At 39.2% G+C, this 22,668-nt stretch carries 19 protein-coding genes and 1 tRNA gene; 11 read left to right on the top strand and 9 right to left on the bottom strand.

Features of this window, described 5'->3' with window-relative positions:
- Window positions 1-9: 9 nt before the first annotated feature.
- The 6 genes from G9X63_RS10670 to G9X63_RS10645 all read left to right on the top strand — a co-directional run bounded on the left by G9X63_RS10670 (window position 10) and on the right by G9X63_RS10645 (window position 6,456).
- Entirely contained in the window at window positions 10-1,677 is a 1,668-nt protein-coding gene (locus G9X63_RS10670; RefSeq protein WP_252622984.1) for a RagB/SusD family nutrient uptake outer membrane protein, read from the top strand.
- A gap of 69 nt (window positions 1,678-1,746) precedes the next feature.
- Window positions 1,747-2,781, top strand: a complete 1,035-nt coding sequence (locus G9X63_RS10665; protein ID WP_252622982.1) for a DUF6807 domain-containing protein — start codon at window positions 1,747-1,749, stop codon at window positions 2,779-2,781.
- 68 nt (window positions 2,782-2,849) lie between these two features.
- The gene (locus tag G9X63_RS10660) at window positions 2,850-4,274 is read left to right on the top strand and encodes an MBL fold metallo-hydrolase RNA specificity domain-containing protein (RefSeq protein ID WP_130896757.1); all 1,425 of its coding nucleotides are present in this window, start codon (window positions 2,850-2,852) and stop codon (window positions 4,272-4,274) included.
- 29 nt (window positions 4,275-4,303) lie between these two features.
- Window positions 4,304-5,260, top strand: coding sequence for an acetyl-CoA carboxylase carboxyltransferase subunit alpha (locus G9X63_RS10655; RefSeq protein ID WP_252622980.1), 957 nt, complete (start codon window positions 4,304-4,306; stop codon window positions 5,258-5,260).
- A 1-nt stretch (window position 5,261) separates the two neighbouring features.
- Entirely contained in the window at window positions 5,262-5,894 is a 633-nt protein-coding gene (locus tag G9X63_RS10650) for an HAD family hydrolase (RefSeq protein WP_252622978.1), read from the top strand.
- Window positions 5,884-6,456, top strand: coding sequence for a 1-acyl-sn-glycerol-3-phosphate acyltransferase (locus G9X63_RS10645; protein ID WP_252622976.1), 573 nt, complete (start codon window positions 5,884-5,886; stop codon window positions 6,454-6,456). Before G9X63_RS10650 ends, G9X63_RS10645 begins: the two co-directional genes overlap by 11 nt.
- Here the strand turns inward: G9X63_RS10645 and lpxB are convergent.
- Together lpxB and G9X63_RS10635 are read right to left on the bottom strand one after the other, a co-directional pair.
- Window positions 6,432-7,514: a lipid-A-disaccharide synthase gene (lpxB, locus tag G9X63_RS10640; protein WP_130896753.1), complete on the bottom strand. Its 1,083-nt coding sequence runs from the start codon at window positions 7,512-7,514 to the stop codon at window positions 6,432-6,434. The two genes, G9X63_RS10645 and lpxB, sit on opposite strands and share 25 nt — an antisense overlap.
- A gap of 2 nt (window positions 7,515-7,516) precedes the next feature.
- A complete protein-coding gene (locus G9X63_RS10635; RefSeq protein WP_130896752.1) occupies window positions 7,517-7,936 on the bottom strand; it encodes a 6-pyruvoyl trahydropterin synthase family protein in 420 nt (139 codons plus the stop codon).
- 115 nt (window positions 7,937-8,051) lie between these two features.
- Between G9X63_RS10635 and rfaD the strand changes: the two genes are divergently transcribed.
- Window positions 8,052-9,017, top strand: coding sequence for an ADP-glyceromanno-heptose 6-epimerase (gene rfaD / locus G9X63_RS10630; protein WP_252622974.1), 966 nt, complete (start codon window positions 8,052-8,054; stop codon window positions 9,015-9,017).
- Here rfaD and G9X63_RS10625 read toward each other — a convergent pair.
- The 4 genes from G9X63_RS10625 to G9X63_RS10610 are packed head-to-tail and all read right to left on the bottom strand — an operon-like array spanning window position 8,998 to window position 14,711.
- Window positions 8,998-9,981 (bottom strand): glycosyltransferase family 2 protein, encoded by a 984-nt coding sequence (locus G9X63_RS10625; RefSeq protein WP_252622972.1) that lies wholly within the window; start codon window positions 9,979-9,981, stop codon window positions 8,998-9,000. The two genes, rfaD and G9X63_RS10625, sit on opposite strands and share 20 nt — an antisense overlap.
- Before the next feature lies 1 nt (window position 9,982).
- A complete protein-coding gene (gene hemL / locus G9X63_RS10620; RefSeq protein WP_252622969.1) occupies window positions 9,983-11,266 on the bottom strand; it encodes a glutamate-1-semialdehyde 2,1-aminomutase in 1,284 nt (427 codons plus the stop codon).
- A gap of 1 nt (window position 11,267) precedes the next feature.
- The gene (yidC, locus tag G9X63_RS10615) at window positions 11,268-13,055 is read right to left on the bottom strand and encodes a membrane protein insertase YidC (protein ID WP_252622967.1); all 1,788 of its coding nucleotides are present in this window, start codon (window positions 13,053-13,055) and stop codon (window positions 11,268-11,270) included.
- Window positions 13,056-13,061: 6 nt separating this feature from the next.
- Window positions 13,062-14,711, bottom strand: coding sequence for a CTP synthase (locus G9X63_RS10610; RefSeq protein ID WP_130896747.1), 1,650 nt, complete (start codon window positions 14,709-14,711; stop codon window positions 13,062-13,064).
- Window positions 14,712-14,814: 103 nt separating this feature from the next.
- Between G9X63_RS10610 and G9X63_RS10605 the strand changes: the two genes are divergently transcribed.
- Genes G9X63_RS10605 through nspC form a run of 4 tightly spaced genes read left to right on the top strand, consistent with a single transcriptional unit; the run spans window position 14,815 to window position 21,014 of the window.
- Window positions 14,815-18,135 (top strand): UvrD-helicase domain-containing protein, encoded by a 3,321-nt coding sequence (locus G9X63_RS10605; protein WP_252622965.1) that lies wholly within the window; start codon window positions 14,815-14,817, stop codon window positions 18,133-18,135.
- A complete protein-coding gene (locus G9X63_RS10600) occupies window positions 18,128-18,616 on the top strand; it encodes a C40 family peptidase (RefSeq protein WP_130923302.1) in 489 nt (162 codons plus the stop codon). Before G9X63_RS10605 ends, G9X63_RS10600 begins: the two co-directional genes overlap by 8 nt.
- Before the next feature lie 51 nt (window positions 18,617-18,667).
- Window positions 18,668-19,882: a saccharopine dehydrogenase family protein gene (locus tag G9X63_RS10595; protein WP_252622963.1), complete on the top strand. Its 1,215-nt coding sequence runs from the start codon at window positions 18,668-18,670 to the stop codon at window positions 19,880-19,882.
- A 1-nt stretch (window position 19,883) separates the two neighbouring features.
- Complete coding sequence (nspC, locus tag G9X63_RS10590) at window positions 19,884-21,014, top strand: carboxynorspermidine decarboxylase (RefSeq protein ID WP_252622961.1); 1,131 nt, start codon at window positions 19,884-19,886, stop codon at window positions 21,012-21,014.
- 3 nt (window positions 21,015-21,017) lie between these two features.
- Here nspC and G9X63_RS10585 read toward each other — a convergent pair.
- The 3 genes from G9X63_RS10585 to hisC form a co-directional block, all read right to left on the bottom strand.
- Window positions 21,018-21,091, bottom strand: a tRNA-Ala gene (locus G9X63_RS10585).
- Between the two features lies 1 nt (window position 21,092).
- Window positions 21,093-21,614 carry a hypothetical protein gene (locus G9X63_RS10580; RefSeq protein WP_252622959.1) on the bottom strand — a complete coding sequence of 174 codons (522 nt, stop codon included), beginning with the start codon at window positions 21,612-21,614 and terminating at the stop codon, window positions 21,093-21,095.
- Between the two features lies 1 nt (window position 21,615).
- Window positions 21,616-22,668, bottom strand: coding sequence for a histidinol-phosphate transaminase (gene hisC / locus G9X63_RS10575; protein WP_252622957.1), 1,053 nt, complete (start codon window positions 22,666-22,668; stop codon window positions 21,616-21,618).

Genomic DNA, 22,668 nt, shown 5'->3' with positions numbered 1-22,668 from the left:
CCTGAAATAATGAAAAGTTTATATATCAAAAATTCATTAAAAATAGTAGGTTTTGCTTCAGCGATTATGTTGGGTACAGCCTCATGTAGTGACTTGCTGAAAGAAACAGTAGTTTCTTCTATCAGTAACGATTACATCGCTACGACTCCAGGATTCGTAGCTGCTACGAATGCTGCCTATACTCCACTCCGTTCATTTTATGCAACAGAGCGAGGATTAACCATGTCAGAGTATGGTACGGATATTTATAGTGCTGGTGCCGATGGATCATATAAGGGATTTCACTTTTATGATTCGCAATTAACTTCTTCTGTTGATATCTTAGCTCAATTGTGGGATGAGACATACAAAGGAATTAATACCATCAATGCGGTTATTGATCGCGCTCCTGCTGTTACAGGTGTTACTGATGCAGTAAAAGCAACTCGTGTAGCAGAAATGAAGTATTTGCGCGCTCACTATTATTTTATCCTAGTGCAGCAGTTCGGCCCTTTGGATCTTCGTTTAAAGGAGACGACGGGTCCTACAAAGGCAGCTACAAGAGCAACAGAGCAAGCAGTTTACAAGCAAATAGAGGCTGATTTATTAGCGGCTATTCCAGCTTTACCGGCAGTAAAGGCGGCTGGAGATTTTGGTCGCGCGACTAAGCCAGCGGCTGAGAATTTGTTAGCTAAAGTGTATTTAACACGTGCTTCTTCTAAATTTGCAGAGGCGACTGATTATGCAAATGCAGCTACTTTGTGTAATGGAGTAATTGCTAATTATGGGTTTAAATTATTACCTGATTTTGCTTCTGTATTCGATCAAGCTAACCAAGTGAATGATGAAGTCATTTTCTCTGTACAGTATACGTCTGATCCATTAACGAATGGTTTTGTTGACAATCAAGGAAATAAGCTTCACTTATACTTTGGTATGCAGTATGATACGCAACCAGGTATGCAGCGTGACGTAGTGAATGGTCGTCCATTCAAGCGTTTGAAGCCTACGCCTTATCTATTGAATACGGTTTTTGCTGAACGAGTAAATGATACGCGTTACAATAAAACGTTCAAGGATACTTGGTTATCGAATAAACCTGGTACCTATAATACTACGTTTGACGGATCTAAGGCTACAGTAACATACAAAGCGGGTGATACGACAATCTTCATTCCTGGGTATGAGATGTCTTTAGCAGAACGTGCTGCAAAGAAATACCAAGTATTAGTTCCAAGTTTATACAACTTTGCTTTGTTCCCAACCCTGAAGAAATTCTTCGATCCACTTCGTCCTGATATGACGTATGAAAATGGTTCTCGTGACTATTTTGTACATCGTTTGGCAGATACGTATTTGATGTTAGCAGAAGCTCAATTCAAATTAGGTAAGCAGGCGGAAGCAGTAGCTGCCATCAATATGGTACGTGTTCGTGCTGCAGCTGCTGGTAAGGCAGATGCGATGAAAGTTACTTCAGTAGACATGAACTTAATCATGGAAGAACGTGCTCGTGAACTTGCTGGTGAGCAAACGCGCTGGATGGACTTAAAGCGTTGGAATAACTTAGTAGAGCGCGTTAAGCTTTACAACACAGACGGTGCTGTTGGTGTTTCTGATAGACACTACGTTCGTCCTATTCCTCAAAAGCAAGTGGATCTATCTGAAAATGGTGGTTTCCCTCAAAATGCAGGATACTAAGATTAATTTGATTTCTTAATTTAGATTCCGAAGGTCGTTTGGCCTTCGGAATTTTATTTAATAAGCACTATGAAAAAGATTTTCACCTTGTTTTTGGGTCTTTTAGGCTTCACATCTTTAGCCCAAAATCTTCCAGTTACTTTTAAAAATGGTCAATCATCTGTCGATGTTTTGATTGGAGGAAAACCCTTTACTTCCTATTTTTTTCCTGGTCAGGATATTTTAAAGAAGGCTGTTTTGTTCCCTTTGATCTCTGCTCAAGGAACAACAATTACGCGTGGATATCCGATGGCTCCACGAGCTGGAGAACGGGTAGATCATCCGCATCATGTGGGAATGTGGTTGAATTATGAAGATGTGAATGGTTTTGACTATTGGAACAATTCGACTAATATCATTGCTTCTTTACAGAATCATAAGATGGGAACCATTGTTCATTCTTCTATTGTAAAGCAAGATGCTAAGTCAGGAACCTTAGTAGTATCAGCAGATTGGATAGACAATGATGGTAAAGGCCAAAAGGTTTTGCAGGAAAAGACAACCTATGTTTTTTCGGGTACGGCTGATTCAAGAACAGTAGATCGTATAACTACTTTAACTTCTTTTGCAGACCAAGTTTTATTTAAAGATGTGAAAGATGGCATGTTTGCCATTCGCGTGGCACGTCAGTTAGAAATTCCTTCCAATAAACCGGATGTATTTACCGATGCGCACGGTATAGAGACCAAAGTACCTGTGATGGATAATACGGGTGTGAATGGTGACTATTGGAGCTCTGAAGGAGTGAAAGGGGAGGCCGTTTGGAGTACGCGTGCTAAATGGATGAATTTGCATGGTGAAATGGATAATCACTCGATTTCTGTGACCATTTTTGACCACCCAGCTAATGTGTCCTACCCAAGTTATTGGCACGCACGTGGTTATGGCTTATTTGCGGTGAATCCATTAGGGGCTAAGGTATTTAGTAATGGCAAGGATGAACGTAATTTGACTTTGAAAAAAGGAGAATCTGTTACGTTTAGATACCGTACTTTGATTTCTGATCGTTTAAATACAAAAGAGGAATTAGACAAAATTCAAGCGGAATTCGCTACAGTGAAGTAATTTTTAAGAAAATACTCTTATTTTTGTAAGGTAAAGGGGGCTCTTGTAGCCCCTATTTTCTTTATTCTATGCAATTATCCTTTTTAGGAGCCGCTAGACAGGTAACAGGAAGTATGTTCCTGCTACAACTGGAAGATGGCTATCAAATATTAATCGATTGTGGAACGGACATGGAGCGTAAAATCGACTTCGATGAGCCGGTGGAGCAAAAGTCTTTTTTTCCATTCGATGCTTCACTAATAAATCTAGTGATTCTTACCCACGCACACATTGATCACTCTGGTAATATTCCGATGCTTTATCGAGAAGGATATGAGGGTCAAATTCTTTGTACACCTCCCACTGCAGATTTAGCAGAATTATTATTAATGGATTCTGCGAGTCTCCATTTACGGCGTTTACGCGCCGCGCAAGGGGATAGTCGTAAGAAACATAAACAAATGGATCGCTTACTTCGAAAAGGAGATCTCTATCTTCAAAAAGATGTAGAGAATGCGATGGACAATTTTGTTACTTTACAATTCAATCGCAAGTTCGTCGTTTTTCCTGGTCTGGAAATTACGTTTGTTCCTGCAGGTCACTTACTAGGAGCAGCGCACGTATTGATTTCTGTAACAGAAAAAGGTGAAACTAAAACGATTGGATTTAGCGGTGATATCGGTCGAGCTAATTATCCGTTGCACATCGATCCACAGCCTTTCCCTGAAGTGGATTATTTAGTATGTGAAACGACCTATGGTAATCGAATTCACGAGGATAAGGATAGTCCGATGGATGCTTTGGGAAAAGTTATTAAGGAAACTTGTATCGATCGTCCAGGTCGTTTGGTTATTCCTGCTTTTTCGGTAGGTAGAACGCAAGCTGTATTGTATACGCTTAATAAGCTAATTGAAGAACGCAATTTCCCAGCTGTTCGAGTTTTTACAGATAGCCCAATGGGCCGTAGTTCTACGAAGATTTATAGTAAATATCTTTCTTATTTAAATCCTGAGGCGCGTGAGTTTCACAAGGAGAATGATGAGTTATTTGACGTAGAAAATTTGATTTTCCTTCAAACAGAAAAAGAAAGTAGAGCAGTACGTAATTACCGCGAGCCTTGCATTATTATCTCTTCATCAGGAATGATTTCTGGTGGACGCGTGGAACAACATATTGCAGATAATATTTCTAATACCTACGCTACCATTTTATTGATTGGTTACACGGCGGAAGGTACCTTAGGTAGACAGCTTTTGGCAGGTACAGACGTGATCGTAGTGAAGGATCGCGAATATAAAGTCAATGCTCAGATTCGTAAAATTGATGTGTTTTCAGGTCATGCGGATCAGACGGGTCTTTTAGATTTTGTGAAGCAACAGAAGCCGTCTAAACTTAAAAAGGTTTTTCTCTCACATGGCGAGGAAGAAAGTATGCTTGAATTCGCGTCTATCTTAAATGGATTAGGATTTAATGACGTTATTTTGCCTCAAAAGGAAGACACTTTCGAGCTTTAATTTTATTTTTGTATTAAAATTTACGCCTTATGAAAATATTATTGGAATTTGAAAAGCCGATTGCAGAGCTTGAAGATAAACTGATTGAGATGCGCAAGCTTGCTTTAGAAAATAATGTCGATGTGACAGCTGCTGTGGCATCATTGACTGAAAAGATTTTAGAATTGAAAAAGGATACCTTCTCTAATTTAACCCGCTGGCAGCGAGTACAATTATCCCGTCATCCGGATCGTCCTTATACATTTGACTATATTGAGCATTTATGTGAGGAATTTATCGAAATTCATGGAGATAGAAATGTGGGAGATGATAAAGCGATGGTAGGTGGATTTGGAACGATTGATGGGGAGATGTCTGTCATGTTTATCGGTCAGCAAAAAGGGCGTAATACGAAGGAACGTCAATACCGTAATTTTGGAATGCCTAATCCAGAAGGATACAGAAAAGCGCTTCGTTTGATGAAGATGGCTGAGAAATTTAACAAGCCTATTGTTTGCTTAATTGATACGCCGGGTGCTTTTCCTGGTTTAGAGGCTGAAGAGAGAGGTCAAGGCGAAGCGATTGCACGCAATATTCGGGATATGTTTATGTTGAAAGTACCTGTTATTTGTGTCATTATTGGCGAAGGAGCTTCTGGTGGTGCTTTAGGCATTGCTGTGGGTGATCGCGTCTTAATGATGGAAAATACTTGGTATTCTGTTATTTCCCCTGAGTCTTGTTCTTCTATTTTATGGAGGAGCTGGAATTACAAAGAACAAGCGGCTGAAGCCTTGAAATTAACGGCTAACGATATGTTAGCAAACAAATTAATTGATGGTATCATTCCTGAGCCTTTAGGTGGGGCACATCTTCATCCGGAAGAAGCTGCTGCTACTTTGAAAGAAGTGCTTAAGAAGGAATTAGCTATTTTATCTGCCATTGAGCCTGCTACGCGTATTTCACAGCGTATTGATAAGTTTGGAGCGATGGGAGAAGTGATTGAATAAGATGGCTGCTCCTAAAGCGATCATTTTTGATTTAGGTAATGTCTTATTATCCATCGATTTGTCCTTGACTTACGAGGCATTTTCGGCGTATTCTTCTTTTAGTTCATCAGAAATAGCGTCTGCCATAGCCGATCATCAGTTATGGGTTCCCTATGAGTCTGGGAAGCAATCTGATCAGGAATTCAGGAATTTTTTAAGAGAAAGCCTTCAGTTACGTATTTCTGATGAGGAGTTTGATGAAGCTTTTTCTGCATTGTTATTAGATTTCCATGCCGGTGTATATGAATGGATTGCGTCTTTGCGTTCTCAATTCCACCTGATTTTACTGAGTAATACGAGTGCTATTCATGCAGCACGATTTACAAAAATTTCCTTAGGACCCGAAGGCCAAAACTTGTTCAGTCTATTTCACCATGTTTATTATTCTTTTGAAATGGGTGTAGTGAAACCAGATGTCACCATTTATCATCAGGTTTTAACAGAACAAGGATTTTCTGCAGAGGAAGTATTGTTTTTTGATGATAATGTCGCTAATATTAAAGCTGCCAAATCAATGGGGATAGATTCCTTTTTAATTGATCCTAGCCGTACCTACAGTCAAATTCAAGAAATTTTAGATACCTATGTTAGTTAGTAGTCCCATTTTTGATGTATTATTCAATTTAGCTGGTTGGAAATTAGTGGGGGAGGTACCGCGTGATCTAAAGAAAGCTTTGGTCATTGTTTGCCCTCATGCTACATGGAAGGATTTTCCCATAGGGTTAGGTGCTCGCTCTCTTCTTAAAATTCCTATTTTATTCTGGGGGAAGAAGGAGCTTTTTGAAGGACCTTTTGGAGGGATATTTTCGTGGTTAGGCGGTTATCCAGTTAATCGGGGAACGAAATCTAACTTAGTGGATGCGATTGTAGATATTTATAATTCCAAGGATTCCTTTTATGCCGTATTAGCGCCGGAAGGAACGCGTAAAGATGTTCAAGAATTAAAAACGGGGTTTTATTATATCGCAGATGGCGCTAAAGTTCCTTTAATCATGATTGGTTTTGACTTTGTGAATAAGGAAATTAAAATAAGAGAGCCGTATTATACGACGGGTGATTTCCAAAAAGACAAATTGGATATCGCGCGTTATTATCAATCGATTCCGGGTGTTCAAAAATCGTGGATTAAGAATTATTTAGCTGAAGCTGCTGAATAGATTAATTCCGCTGTTTTTTTAGAGGCACCTGCGTTTCCTACTAAGAATTGGAGTTTTTTATAATCTTCCTTTTGTTGTGAGTAAGTGGCCCCTTTAGTTAACAAGTCTCTCATCCAGGCTGTCATGTGGTCTACAGAGAATTTGGCTTGAATTAATTCAGGAACCGCTAGTTTATCTAATATGATGTTGACTAGAGAGATGTACTTGATCTGAATCACGATTTTTGCCAAAGAATAAAATACCCAATCCGTCTTATACACCACAATCTGTGGTGTATTTAATAGTGCTGTTTCTAAGGTTGCGGTCCCCGAAGTGACAATTGCCAGTTCGGCTTGTTGTACCACATCATAGGTTTGATCAAATAGAACTGGGATTTTTGTTTGGTATAACTCTTTCCAATCTGAAATTCCTGCGATAACAAACGACAAATCAGGGTTAGCTTTCGCTAATTGTTCGAATAGGGGTAAGGCTGTCTTGATTTCTTGTTTTCTGCTTCCTGCTAATAAGGCAATGTATTTTTGACCTTTTAGGCTGAACAGCTCGTTAGGAACAAATGCCTGGATCGCATCTTGAAGCGGGTTACCTACATAAGTAGTAGGGATTCCAGCGTCACTAAATAGCTTGAGCTCGAAAGGGAAGATGACATAGAGGTGATCTATCCATTTTTTAAGTTCTTCTACGCGACCTTTATTCCAAGCCCAGACTTTAGGAGCAATGTAGAAGTGGGTTTGAAACCCTTTTTTCTTAGCTATTTTAGCCGCCTTTAAATTGAATCCACCGTAATCAATAAAGATAATGGCATCTGGTTGAAAGGCTTCTATTTGTTCACCAAAGGTCTTGAAAAGTCCTTTTAATCGTTGAATATTCTGTATAACACCTAAAATGCCCATAATCGCAAGTTGATTATGGTGTATCAGTATTTGCGCACCTTGGTTTTCCATTGAATCCCCACCCCAGGCTTGGATCAGGGCTTCATTATCCAGTTTTTTGATTTCCTGAATTAGATTTGATCCGTGTAGATCCCCTGATTTTTCTCCTGCTAGGATGAAGTATTTCATACTTATTCTCCGAAGTATTCGACCGAATTTTTATTCGTTTCGATTAAGTGAATTTTATGTAGAGTGGCTGAAGTAGATGTCTCCTTTATTTTAGGCGCTAGAATCTTCCAAAATTCCATCACAAGAATCTCACAACTCGCTAATTTACCTAACATGAAATCCACATCTAAATTTAGATTTTTATGGTCGACCTTATCGATAATTTCAGCTTTAATTAAATCTCCTAATTGCTTGAGATCATATACAAATCCGGTGTCAGGATCAGGTATGCCTTTGACTGTTACGATCAATTCAAAATTGTGACCATGCCAGTTGTTATTAGCACAAGGGCCAAATACTTCGAAATTCTTTTCTTCTGTCCAGGCTGGATTGAATAAGCGATGCGCTGCGTTAAAATGTTCCTTACGGATGACGTGTACCATTGTTTTCAGTTTTGATGGAGGGACCCTGGGAAAACAATAGCAGAGTTCCAATTATTGTACAAAGTTAATAAACCTTCCGGGAATCTGTGTAAATTTGTATTTAAATCCTACCCATATGATCATTGTTACTGGTGCCGCAGGCTTTATTGGAAGTTGTTTAATTCAGAAGTTAAATGAATTAAAGTTTCGTTACATTATTGCGGTGGATGATTTTTCGAATGCGGATAAGAATCGAAATTTAGAGGGAAAGTCGATCATGGAGCGGGTTGATCGCAAGGATCTATTTTCTTGGTTAGAGAAAAATAACCGAGAAGTGGAATTCTTATTTCACATTGGTGCCAGGACTGATACCACAGAGTTTGATACGAAAATTTTTGATGAACTCAATTTAGATTATTCTAAGAAGGTTTGGAATGCCTGTGTAGCTTACCAAATTCCTTTAGTCTATGCTAGTTCAGCAGCCACCTATGGTTTAGGTGAATTAGGCTATGACGATAACGAATCGGTAATTCCTTCCTTGAAACCCTTGAATCCCTATGGAGATTCAAAGAATGACTTCGATATCTGGGCTTTACAGCAAGAGAAGAAGCCATTCTTCTTTGCAGGTTTAAAGTTTTTTAACGTCTATGGACCTAATGAATACCACAAAGGGCGGATGGCGTCGGTTATTTGGCATGCCTATCGTCAAATTCAAGCGAATGGGGCACTTAAATTATTCAAATCTCATCGGGATGATTTTAAAGATGGGGAACAGATGCGGGATTTCATTTATGTGAAAGATTTAATCGAGGTGTGTATATTTTTAATGGAACATCGCAAGAACTCAGGAATTTATAATTTAGGTACAGGGAAAGCTAGATCATTTAATGATTTGGGTAAAGCGACTTTCGCAGCTTTGGGATTAGAATCAAACATCCATTACATTGATACGCCTGCCGATATTCGAGACAAATACCAGTATTTCACAGAAGCCAATATGGCTAAATTGCGTGCTATAGGTTTTACGAAAGAATTTACGAGCCTAGAAGAAGGGGTGAAGGATTATGTCCAAAACTACTTAGCTAAGCAGCTCTATTATTAAGTATTTTTTTCAAGCCCTCTTCGGCAAATCCTTTGCCATAGGCAAATAGTTGAATATTCGCGGCAAAGATGGAAAGTATAGCGATTTTGATACTTCTCGTGCTAATTAAGGCGGCTATAAAGATCAAAAGACCATACGTAATTATTCCCGATAATAAGATCAATCCATATACGGGAATAGCTAAAAGCGCAATTCCAGTTAGTACGTAATAACTAAAGAATAAGAATGGGAAGAAATGTACCGCTTTTAGCTCTTTAGGAAAGTAACGACTAATGTTGATTCGCGCTCGTCCGAAGAAATGCAATTGTTTATAGAATTGCCTAAAGTCAGTTCTGCGTTTATGGTAGATGAAGGCTTTAGAGATTAGGCCTGATTTAAATCCGAGTGAAATGCACCGAATACTGAATTCAATGTCTTCGCCCATTCGGGTGATTTTAAATCCTCCTGTCGCTTCATATACTTTTCGGGAAATACCCATATTGAAACTGCGGGGATGGAATTGGCCTCCGATGTTTTTTTCTTTTCCTCGAATACCTCCAGTGGTAAAGAAAGAGGTCATGGAATAGCTGATGGCTTTTTGGATGGGAGTGAAGCTAGGATGATCCTGATCTGGTCCTCCAAATAAGTCTAATCCTTCTGCTTTCACCGCTTTGTCTACTTCCGTTAAATAGCTGGGCTCTAAAAGTGCGTCTGAATCGAGAATGATGAAGTAATCTCCTTTGGCACGCTCAAATGCATAATTTCTCGCAAAACCTTGTCCTCCATTTTCTTTGACATAATAGGCTAAGGAGAATGCCTCTTTATATTTTTCAATAACGGCGGAAGCATCTTCTGTTGATCCATCTTCAATAACGACCACTTCAAAATCTTTGAATTCCTGTGATTGAATACAGCCTAATAGCTCATCCAACTCTTGTGGACGGTTATAAACAGGAATAATCAGGCTGTAGGCCGGCGCTTTCATCTTATAAGGAACGAAGTGTTTCTTTGCTAGCTGAAATGATTTGATCGTATTCAGAATCCCCTAAGGCAGCTGATAAGAACCACGATTCGTATTGAGAGGGAGGTAAATAGATACCTTTGTCCAGCATACCTTTAAAATACTTACCAAATAGGGCAGTATCTGATGTTTTAGCATCACTAAAATTGTTTACGGCTTTGTCAGTAAAAAACAAAGTAAACATGGAGCCGATTTGGTTAATGGTATAATTAAGACCTAATGTCTTCAAATCTGCACTTAAAGCTTCTTTTAAGGCTGAACCCCGCTGCTCTAGAGCGGCATATACTCCCGGATTTTCGGTTATTAGGTTTAGCATGGCTAAACCTGCCGTCGTTGCTAATGGATTTCCTGAAAGCGTTCCCGCTTGGTAAACAGGACCAGCAGGAGCTATCATATCCATGATCTCAGCTTTGCCGCCATAGGCACCTACCGGAAGTCCTCCACCGATAATTTTTCCTAAGGTGGTTAAATCAGGTTGAATTCCAGCCAGTCCTTGGTATCCGGCTGCTGATAGACGGAATCCCGTCATCACTTCGTCGAATATAAGTAAGGCCCCGTATTGTTGGCACATTTTCTGAACAGCTTCTAAATAACCTTCTTGGGGTATAACTAATCCCATATTACCCACAACAGGCTCAACGATGATTGCGGCTACTTCAGTTGGATTAGCTTTGAAAAGGTTCTCTAAGCTCTCTAAATCGTTATATACAGCCGTTAAGGTATCTCTAGCGGTTGAAACGGTCACTCCTGGACTATCTGGGGTTCCTAAGGTGGCAACGCCAGAACCAGCCGCAATTAGGAAAGAATCCCCATGACCATGGTAACAGCCTTCCATTTTAATGATCTTATCCCGTTTTGTGTAAGCTCTAGCTAAGCGAATGGCCGCCATCGTTGCTTCCGTTCCAGAATTCACTAAACGAACCTTTTCAACGGAAGGAATCATGGAGATGATTTTCTCTGCGATCAATACCTCGTTATAAGTAGGAGCACCAAAAGAAAATCCATTACTTAAGGCTCCACGAACAGCCTCTTCAATTCCCGGATGTGCTTGTCCGAAGAGCATAGGTCCCCAAGAACCAATTAGATCAATATAGGAATTACCATCAACATCATGTAAATAAGCTCCTTTAGCTGATTTGATAAACACAGGATTTCCTCCTACTGATTTGAAGGCACGAACAGGAGAGTTAACTCCACCTGGAATTAATTCTTTGGCTCTCTCAAAATAGGCTGCGCTTAGGGTAGTCATCTTATTTCTTCTTCGGATTTTTAGCGGTAGTTTTTTGTTGCTCTTCCATAGTCTTCAATTGTGTTTGAAGGTATTGAGAGAACTTAGATTTCTTAGGACCTCCTCCAGCGGCGATTTTCTTGCGATTTTCGTCTAATAAAGCTTTGATCTTATCTTCGTTCACAAATTTACGGATCGCTAGTTGTTGACCGATCGTTACTAAGTTCGATACGAAATAGTAGAAACTTAGCCCAGCAGGGAAGGAGTTCATTACGAACATGAAGATAACTGGCGTAACATAGGCCATCATTTTCATGTTGATCGGTTGACCCGGTTGATCTGGTGTAATTTGGTTGTTATAATAACCGTAAGCTAGCTGTGAAACTGTCATTAACAAACAGAATAAACTAACATGTGAACCATAGAACGGAATGTTGAATGGTAGATTTAAGAATGAATCATACGTAGATAAATCGTTGGCCCATAAGAATGATTCTTGGCGTAGGTTAATCAAATTAGGGAATAACATGAATACCGCCATTAAAACAGGCATCGTCGCTAATACGGGAATACATCCGCTTAATGGATTCACACCCACCTCGCCGTATAATTTCATGGTTTCTTGCTGAACGCGCGCTGCATCATCCCCGATCTTTTCTTTAATCGCCGCGATTTCAGGAGCTAAAATACGCGTCTTAGCCATAGAGACGTAAGATTTATACGTTAAGGGCAATAATGCGGTCTTGATGATTAAGACTAAAACAACAATTAACAAACCGTAATTCGAAAACAAACTTTCTAGGAATCCGAATAATGGAACGAAAATGTATTTCGTAATCGGCAATAAGAAATCATAACTTAGTTTGACGTTCTTACCAAAATTAGGTGCCTCAACCTTATTAACAATCGAATAGTCATTAGGTCCAAAGTAGAAAGTGAAGTTTGATTTTCCAGCTCCTAAATCTTGTGCTGAAGCAATAATCTGCGCATCTAAGGTTTTAATATTGACAGAATCTGTCAAATTAGGCGTTGCTGTTAAAGCTGCAGACTTGAAAGTGAATCCCTGTGGAATTAATCCCGTTAAGAAATACTTCTTTTTAAAACTAATCCACTTAGTGCTTTGATCTAAATTCTCATTCGTTACGGAGCTAGGGTTTTCTGATAGGTAATCAAATTCCTCATCTTCGGTCAATAAATAATTAATAGTAGCTTTACGCTCTTCGGTAATATCTTTCTCTGATTGATGAACTTGCTCTTTCCAATGAATGAAATAGTCGCCGCCCGTTAAGGTCACTGATTTAGCATCTAATTGGTAGTCTACCAGGAAACCTGATTCAGGTAAAGTATAGCTAGATGAAATGATTTGCCCATTAGCTAAAGCCCCAGAGAAAGTTACTTTATTACCTGTTTGAACCCCTTTGAAGTCGAGATTTGCCACTTTAACCTTTCCTGCTGTAGTGGGTAATTCAATGCTAAATTCATCTGATGCAGTATTGTACAAATACAAGCCGTCTGATTTTCCGACATTAAAGTTAGCATAGGTTTTGTAGTTCTTTAATTGAACAGTTACTAGCTTAGCACCTTTAGAAGATACCTTAACGATGATATCCTTGTTCTCTAAGGTAAAGATTTGTTCTTGCTTAATGCTAGAATCAATCGGTACTATTTTGGCAGTATCCTTAGGGATAATGGCTTTTTGAGTAACTACGTTTGGTTTTACTGCAGGAACCTCTTTAGGGGCAAAGAAATATTGGTAGCCTAACAGCATACCCATAATTAATACAATACCCGTGATGGAATTTCTATCCATGATTACTTATTTTGAATTTTTGATGAATGGAACAGCGTGTTGATGCGCTGCCTTAACAAATTGTACAAATAGGGGAGACGGACTTTCAACCGTCGATTTATATTCTGGGTGAAATTGAACACCCACAAAGAAAGGATGATTTTCAATTTCCACGATCTCCACTAAATTGGAATCAGGATTAATACCAGAAGTAATTAATCCCGCTTTATGGAATTGGTCTAAGTAATCGTTGTTGAATTCATAGCGATGTCTGTGACGCTCTTGAATGGATGTTTTTCCGTAGATTTTATAGGCCAAAGTTCCTTTTTCAATCTTACAAGGATAGGAGCCTAAACGCATCGTACCGCCTTTTTCAGAAATATCCTTTTGTTCTAGCATTAAGTTAATAACGGGATCAGGACTTTCCGGGTTCATTTCAAATGAATGTGCCTCTGTTAGGCCCATAACATTTCTAGCAAACTCAATGACTGCACATTGCATACCTAAACAAATTCCAAGGAATGGAATTTTGTTCTCACGGGCATATTTCACTGCGTTAATTTTTCCTTGAATACCTCTTTCACCAAAACCTGGTGCCACTAAAATGCCATCTAATCCCGCCAAAGTTTCAGATAAATCTTCCGAGTCCATCGTTTCTGAAGACAACCATTGAAGGTTTACTTTAATGTCATTAGCGGCTCCAGCGTGAATAAAGGCCTCTGCAATGGATTTATAAGAATCTTTTAATTCTACATACTTTCCAATTAAACCAATGTTGATTTCAAACTTGGGATTTTGAAGTTTAGAAAGGAAGGATGTCCAATTCTTTAAATTCGATTCTTTATCGTTATAGATATCTAGTTTGTATAAAACACGGCTATCTAAACGCTCTTCTTTCATTAATAATGGAACCTCATAGATCGTAGACGCGTCGCGCGCTTCGATTACGTCGGCTTCCGATACGTTACAGAATAAACCAATTTTCTTCTTCATTTCCTGAGGAAGTGGGTGTTCTGTACGGCAAACTAAGATATCTGGTTGAATACCTGACTCAGATAATTGTTTAACGCTATGTTGGGTAGGCTTAGTTTTTAATTCACCTGCAGACGCTAAATAAGGAATTAGGGTCAAGTGAATAAATAAAGTGTTCTTCTCTCCTAAATCCCATTTTAATTGACGCGCAGCCTCAATGAAAGGCAAGGATTCGATATCACCTACACAACCACCAATCTCTGTAATGACGATATCAAACTTACCTGATTCGCCTAAGAGCATAATGTTGCGCTTAATTTCATCGGTAATGTGAGGAACTACTTGAACGGTTTTCCCTAGGTAATCCCCACGACGCTCTTTGGTAATCACATTATGGTAAATACGACCAGTTGTGATATTATTTGCTTGACTAGTAGGCGTATTTAAAAAACGCTCGTAATGGCCTAAGTCAAGATCTGTTTCGGCCCCATCATTCGTTACATAGCATTCGCCGTGTTCATATGGATTCAGGGTGCCTGGATCGATGTTGATATAAGGGTCAAACTTTTGGATTGTACAGGTTAGACCTCGCGCTTGAAGTAGCTTCGCTAAAGACGAGGCAATGATGCCTTTTCCTAACGAGCTTGTTACACCACCCGTAACAAAAATGAACTTGGATTTCTTGGGATTCCCTTTACCAGACATTGAAAGAATTGTTGATTTGGTTACGGGAAACAAAGATAGGTAAATAAAAGCATACCGAATTAATCCTATTTTTATTTTATCTTGCATTCTTAATAGAATTTCGATGAAACCTCAACAAATCACCCTCTTTTCTGCCTCAGCCGGATCAGGTAAAACCTATACCTTGACGATTGAGTATATCAAGATGGCGCTCTCAGAGGTGGAATCGAAGGGATATTTCCGTCGGATTTTGGCCGTCACCTTTACGATCAAAGCGGCGGAAGAAATGCGTCAAAGAATTTTGCAATTTTTAGCAGGAATGGCAGATTATCCCACTTTCACTTATACATCCTCTGCTGAACAATCAAAAGTTTTAGCGATTCTAGATAAGGTGCAATCCGAATTAGCAGAAGACGGTATTCATTTAACAAAAGAACAATTAGCGGAGAGGGCGGGTACCACCTTGCAACAAATCCTTCAAGATTATGGATTGTTCTCCGTGATGACGATTGATTCTTTTGTCCAAAGACTCAGTGCCTCCTTCATTGATGAATTAAATCTCCCTAGTCAATATGAGGTAGTATTAGATTCCAATGGATTGATTCATGAATTAATTAATCGGCTGTTAGATCAGGTAAATAGTACGGGAGATGCCGAACTGAGCGAATTAATTTTATCGTTTGCGAATCAAGAAATAGCGGAAGGACGGAATTGGAATCGAATGCGGGATAGTTTGCATGGTTTTCTAAAGATTTCGTTAGAAGAGAAGTTTTTAGCGATTGAGCCGAATCTATCACTTTTTCAAGTCAGTGATTTTCTTCGTTTAGAAGATCAATTACGCGGCTTACTTCAACAGATGTTACAAGAAGTGAAAGGGGCGGCTGAATCCTTTATAAGGATTATAGATTCGCTTGGTTTACCGGATGCCTTCTATTATTATGGAGGGACCGGTCCAGTGGGAAATATGCGATCCTTTTTGCGTAATCCTGAGATAGCCGATAAAGCTTATGCTAATTTTAAGAAAGCGATTGAGGCAAATATGTGGACTTCAGCTAAAGCAACTGGTGCAGATAAAGCTATAATTGAGCAGCATGCAGCTGAATTAGGTGATTTAGGAAGTCAGTTCATTGACTTGCAGTCGTTGTATGTAAAACGGTATCGTTTTTTGCATTGGGTTTTGAAGGATTTAAAGAAGCTTGCCTTGTTAAATCTAATTCAACGCGAAATGCGGGTTTATCAACAAGAAAATTCCGCAATTCCCATTTCTGAATTTTCTAAACGGGTGTACGAAGTGATTTCACAGGATCCCATTCCGTTTATCTATGAGAAATTAGGCGATCGCTATTTCCATATATTCATTGATGAGTTCCAGGATACCTCCATTTTGCAATGGAAGAACTTTATGCCTTTAGTGGAGAATGCTACATCAGTGGGGAAACGTAGTTTATTAGTAGGGGATGCAAAGCAATCAATTTATAAGTTTAGGGGAGGGGAAGTTAGCTTGATTGCTTCTTTAGCCACTCAGGATGTATCTTTAGTTTCTGACCATTTTGTAGCGGACTCGCTTGATGAACAACGATTTGATTATTTATTAAACCAAATAGGCCCTAAAGCCCTGAATGATAATTACCGAAGTGCCACTGAGATAGTTGAATTTAATAATCGTTTTTACCATTCTTTAGTGGAGAATGAATCAGTTTTAACCTTGTGCCATTTAATAGAGCCTCTTTATGGAGCTAATTTAAAGCAAAATCCGAAAGTGGCTTCATCTGATTTTAACGGTAAGGTTGATTTAATCGTATACCATAAATCTCAAGAGAACTTTGGGTTTACAGAACCAGAAAATGAGTTTATGTTTGAGCAGGTGATGAATTTGATCAGACATAATCGACATATTGGATTTAGGTATGCAGACATCGCTATTTTGGCGCGAAAGAATAAACATGCAAGGTATTTAGCCTTGCGTTTAAAAGAAGAAGGAATTCCTGTTATTTCATCAGACTCTCTTTTAGTCCATTATTCACCTGTTGTAGGATTCATCCTTTCTTTTTTAGCTCTGAAAGAGCATCCTAAAGAATCGCTTTATTTGTATGAAGTGATCTATCAATATGCTGAAATTAAGGGACAGGAGGTTTCGGCTTTGGATTTAACCTATCTGGAAGAATTAGCAGGTGACGCTTTTGAAAAAGCTGAACAGTATTTTTTAAGTAAGGGAATGGAGGTGCCTGCATTTTCCGATCTTTTACGTTGGGTGTATGATGTGGTTGCAGCTTTTGATCTTTTGATTGATAGCACAGGTCAGGAGTATGTTTGGAAGTTTTTAGATATTTTGAATGAATATGTTCTTTTGAAGGACAAATTGGTGGCTGGATTCCTGCTTCATTTTAATCTAAACCGAAATTCGTATTGTATTACTAGTTCTAACCAAGCGGATGCCGTTACTATTTCGAGTATTCATAAGTCCAAAGGTTTAGAATATCCCGTGGTCATTCTGCCTTTCGTCAATTGGACATTCCAAGCTGATTCAGAGAAGATTTGGTATGAAATGGGAGAGGAGGAATCGGAAGATTTAGGTATGGGTGAAATAGCACGCTTAAAACATATATATGGGAGAGTGACCTCCTCGGAGGTTTTGGCTTTTCCTACTTTGGCACTACAAACAAAAAAGGAAAAAGAAGCCATTTTTCTAGATGCGTTAAATATGTTGTACGTCGCAACCACACGACCTAAACAATCCTTGCATCTGCTACTTACTGTCCCAGAGCCTGATATGCACACGAAGACTATTTCCACTTATACTAATTCCGTGGGCAGATTAGTCTATGATTATGCGCAAACGCTATCTGAATCAACCGAATTGCCTCTTTATTTAAAGACAGAAACAGATTGGAAAACTGCCTATTTTACATTTTCAAACGAATCAGTCATTCCGTCATTAACGCATGATGTAACATTTGACCTAGAGAAAAAGGTTCAAATACGTTTAGGAGGTGTCAATGCCCCTGTTTCACTTAGGGTGAATTCAGCTAAATCGGATTTGTATACCTCCGCTTCTAAAAAACGGGAAATAGGAAATCAATTGCATGATTTATTAGCTCAATTGCCTGATATGGAGGCATGGTCACAGGTGAGAGCGAAATCAAAGGTGGATGTATCTTCTTTAGATGCCCTTTTTGAATCTCAGCAAGTGCGTGACTTCTTCGTAAAAGATATTTTAGCCTTTAAGGAAGTTGATTTATTATGCCCGGACGGAAAAATTATTCGCCCAGACCGGGTTAATAAAATAGGAGAGGCTTTACAAGTGATTGATTTTAAAACGGGGAAACAAAAGCCGGAACACCAGGGGCAAATACAACGCTATAAACAAACTTTAGTGGAAATGGGATACCAGGTGACACAAGGAGTTTTAATTTATATTGAAACGAAAGAATTAGTCTATGTATAAGCGTTTACTTTACCTCGCCTTTTTAGTGTTGATTTTAGATTCTTGCTCATTTGTAAAGAGAATTTTTCACCGATCAGGTTCTTCGTATTATAGTAGCTCTGAAATTAAAGCTATCGTGAAAGAGGCGAAAAAATTTAAAGGAGTTCCCTACAAAACGGGCGGCATGGATAAAAAGGGGATGGACTGTTCTGGATTATTATTCACATCCTACGCCGTTAATGATTTCTCTATCCCTCGTGTTTCTTCGGATCAAGCGAAATTTGGGGAAGAAATTAGGTTGAAAGACGTTCAGTTGGGGGATTGGGTGTTTTTTGCAACGGGGAAAGTGGGGCTCATTAATCACGTCGGTTTAGTGACCAAAGACCAACCCGCTATTAGCTTTATTCATGCGAGTACCACGTACGGCGTTCGAGAGGATTTGTTGTACCAAAAGTTTTGGCTCGATCGTATCGTCAAAATTATTCGTCCATTTAAAAATTAATATGGTTTTTAGGCATTGATGTTCTATTTTTGCATTTCTTTTTAAAATGCTATGTCTAAAAAAATTGTAATTATTGGTGCTGGTGGCGTGGGTAATGTAGTCGTAAAGAAATGCGCGATGAATCCTGCTTCCTTTTCTGAGATCGTTTTAGCTTCTCGTACTTTATCAAAATGTGATGCCATTGCCGCTGAGTGTGCTGCGATAGGTTTGCCTACTGCCGTGAAAACACGTCAGGTGGATGCAGATAATGTACCGGAATTAGTGGCTCTTTTCAATGAGGAAAAGCCATTCTTAGTTATCAATGTGGCTTTACCTTACCAAGATTTGACCATTATGGATGCTTGTCTTGAGGCAGGTGTTCACTATTTAGATACCGCGAATTACGAACCTAAAGACGTAGCTAAGTTTGAATATTCATGGCAGTGGGCTTACCAAGAGAAGTTTAAGAAAGCCGGATTAATGGCTTTGTTAGGCTGTGGGTTTGATCCAGGTGTGACAGGTGTTTATACGGCTTATGCAAACAAGCATTATTTCGATGAGATGCATTACCTAGATATCATCGATTGTAACGCAGGAGATCACGGAAAAGCATTCGCTACTAATTTTAACCCGGAAATTAATATCCGCGAGATTACGCAGAAAGGTAAATACTGGGAGAATGGCGAATGGATTGAGATCGAACCGATGTCGATTCACAAGCCCATCGATTATCCGAATATTGGACCAAAAGAATCCTATGTGCTTTACCATGAAGAATTAGAGTCACTGACGAAGAATTTCCCTACGCTAAAGCGTGCGCGTTTCTGGATGACCTTTGGTCAAGCCTATTTAACGCACTTAGAAGTTCTACAAAATGTAGGAATGACTTCTATTTCACCTATTAAGTTTAATGGGATGGATATTGTTCCTTTGGAATTCCTAAAGGCGGTTCTTCCAGAGCCAGGAACCTTAGGAGAGAATTATTCAGGCCAAACTTCGATTGGTTGCCAAATCAAGGGGATCAAAGAGGGGAAAGAAGCAACTTATTACGTTTGGAATAACTGCCACCACGCAGATTGCTATAAGGAAGTTCAAGCACAGGGAGTTAGTTATACGACGGGTGTTCCTGCGATGATTGGGGCCTCTTTAATGATTGATGGTTCTTGGTTTGCTCCAGGCGTATTTAACGTGGAAGAATTTAACCCAGATCCTTTCATGGAATTATTGAACATCCATGGTTTACCTTGGGAGGAACAACATAACATCACTTTACCTCACGAATACTAAAATGACCTATTATCCTTCGATTCCATCTCCTTGTTATGTATTGGAGGAAAATTTATTGGTTGCAAATCTTGCACTTTTGAAGCGAGTTCAAGAAGAAGCAGGTATAGAGATTATTTGTGCATTAAAAGGATTTTCTTTTTACCATGAATTTCCACTCGTAAAGCAGTTTTTAGCAGGTGCAACAGCCAGTTCCCTACATGAAGCGCGTTTAGCTTTTGAGGAAATGGGTGTTAGACCTCACGTGTATTCTCCTGCTTATTTAGAAGCAGATTGGGTTGAATTAGCCTCGTATGCTGGTCACATTACCTTTAACTCACTGAATCAATACCATCACTTTAAGGATCGTGCACACGCTGCAGGAATTTCATGTGGTTTACGTATTAATCCGGAGTATGCAGAAGTGGAAACAGATATGTACAATCCTTGTGTGGCAGGCTCGCGTTTAGGTATTCGTCGTTCTGATTTAGGCGATTTACCGGATGGAATTGAGGGTTTACATTCGCATACGCTATGTGAAAATGATTCCTTTGTATTGGAACGTACGCTTGCGGTTATCGAAGCGAAATTTGGGGATTTGTTACCCAGCTTACAATGGTTGAATTTAGGTGGTGGACACTTGATTACTCGAGCGGATTACGATGTCACACATTTAATTGGATTATTAAAAGGTTTTCGAGAAAAATACCCAAATCTGCAGATTATTCTAGAACCGGGTTCTGCCGTAGGTTGGCAAACAGGTTTTTTAAAATCAACTGTTTTAGATATAGTTGAGTCTGCTGGTATTCTGGTGGCTATTTTAGATGTCTCTTTTGCAGCTCATATGCCAGACACTTTAGAGATGCCCTATAAACCACGGATAAGAGGAGCGAATTTAGAGCCTGAAGCAGGAAAGCCTACGTATCGTTTTGGTGGAATGACCTGCCTTGCGGGTGACTTTTATGGAGATTATTCGTTCGAGAAGGAATTGCAAATCGGTGATGAAATTATCTTAGAAGATATGATTCATTATACGATGGTAAAAACGACAACTTTTAACGGAGTAAATTTACCTAGTATAGGTAAGGTAGATTTTCAAGGGGATTTCCATCTGCTGAAATCATTCGGTTACGAATCTTTTAAAGATCGACTGTAAATGTGGAGAAGATCGGTCTCGAACCGACGACCTCTTGCATGCCATGCAAGCGCTCTAGCCAACTGAGCTACATCCCCATTAAAAATTGACCTTAACTCCCACACCACCTTGGATGTGCAGGAAAAATGGGTTAGGTAGTATTTCTGAATACATCCCTAACTCCGCAAAAAAAGATAGATTAGGCGCATCAATCGGAAAATATTCTAAGCCAGCGATGCCTGCCGCACCTAATCCCCGTTTTGTTTCAGGAAAAACTGAATTATCGGAGAAAAGATTTCTGGATACAAATTGCGGGCCAGCCCCATAATAATAATGTAAATCGGAATTGACTAGGGTAGGACGGTGCCATAAATACAGGGCACTAATAGAAAAACCAATATTCTGAAATGACCCATTTTGGTATGAGCGATTAGTTCCCCAAAGCCCTCCATACGTCCCAAAATTAACTTCAACCGCATTTTTTCCATTAGGTAGGTAGCGCTTAATCATAAATCCACCTGGTTCTCCCACTCTAAAACCAGCTGCCCAATCTTTGATCTGTGCCTTAACCGAAGTCAGGCTACAAAATAAGAATAGGAATAGAATAAAGCGTTTTAACATGTTATGCAGAATAGAATTGTTTAATTAGTTGAACTAATTTATCGTTTTCTTCTGATAACCCAATCGTAATTCGAATAGAATCTTCACATAAGGCGACAGAACTTCTGTTTCTAGTGATTAATTGGGACTCAATTAAGTAATTAAATAACTCAGTAGCACGCTTGAAATGAACTAAAATGAAGTTAGCATCTGATGGGTAGATCTGAATGATATCTGGAATGTTTTGTAAAGAGTCTACAAGCCGAGTTCTCTCTGCCAAAATTAATCGAACAGAATCATTCTTAAATGAAGGGTTTTTTAAGGCTTTAAAAACAATCTCCTGTGTTGCTCCTCCAATATTATAGGGAGGTTTTATTTTATTTAATAATTGAATAAGGGTGGGATGTGCAAAGGCCATTCCTAATCGCAAGGAAGCTAATCCATAGGCTTTGGAAAGCGTCTGCATCACAATGACCTGAGGGTATTTCGCTAATTCTAAAATGAAACTAGGTTCATCTGAAAAATCGATATATGCTTCGTCAATGACGACAAAACCTGTTTTAAAGGATTCAATTAGCGTATAGATATCCGAACGTTTCAATTTGTTCCCGGTCGGATTATTAGGTGAACAAAGAAAAAGCAAACGAGTATTTTGATCAATCGTCTGTAATATTCCCTCCACATCTAATTGATAATTCTTGCTTAAGCTAACTTTACGCTGCTCAATATGGTTGATCGATGCACTCACCTCATACATGCCATACGTAGGAGGGCACAATATAATGTTGTGGACACCTGATTGACATGTCATACGCATGAGTAAATCGATAGCCTCGTCAGATCCATTTCCCAGGAAGATTTGATTCGTAGAACACGATTTGATGGCGGCTAACTGATCTTTAATGGCTAATTGTAACGGATCAGGATAGCGATTCCAGTTCTCAGAAACGCCTGAACCTAACGGATTTTCATTCGCATCTAAAAATATGCCTTCCTTCCCTTTAAACTCATCTCGTGCTGATGAATAAGGCTTTAAGTTCCAAATATGGGGTAATATGAAGTTTTCGAAATTCAT

Source organism: Aquirufa antheringensis, assembly GCF_023921165.1.
Taxonomy (GTDB): domain Bacteria; phylum Bacteroidota; class Bacteroidia; order Cytophagales; family Spirosomataceae; genus Aquirufa; species Aquirufa antheringensis.
The sequence above is the reverse complement of the archived record's forward strand: the minus strand, read 5'-3'. Positions and strand labels throughout refer to the sequence as shown.